We start from the raw sequence: 321 nt of genomic DNA on the forward strand, positions 1-321 counted from the left end.
TGCCGATTTGGCGGACGGGCGCAGCGTGCGCACCGGCGTGACGGTGATCGAACCGCGCCCCGGCTCCGCCCGCCACGCCCCCTGCTTTGCCGGCGTGCACGTGCTGAACGGCAACGGCGACGCCACCGGCCTGGAATGGGTGCGTGAAGCGGGGCTGCTGACCAGCCCGATCGCCTTCACCAACACCCACAGCGTGGGGGTAGTGCGCGATGCGCTGATCGCGCTGGAACGCGAAGCGCTGCCCGCGAGCGACAACGCGGTGTACTGGAATATGCCGGTGGTGATGGAAACCTTCGATGGCCTGCTCAACGACATCAACGG

Annotated in this window: 1 protein-coding gene; it reads left to right on the forward strand. The window is 68.2% G+C overall.

Annotation, left to right across the window (positions count from 1 at the left end; genetic code table 11):
* On the forward strand, positions 1 to 321 hold a 321-nt coding region (locus TMES_RS22165), incomplete at both ends, for a P1 family peptidase (protein ID WP_211276005.1).

The organism is Thalassospira mesophila (assembly GCF_002115755.1).
Lineage (GTDB): Bacteria > Pseudomonadota > Alphaproteobacteria > Rhodospirillales > Thalassospiraceae > Thalassospira > Thalassospira mesophila.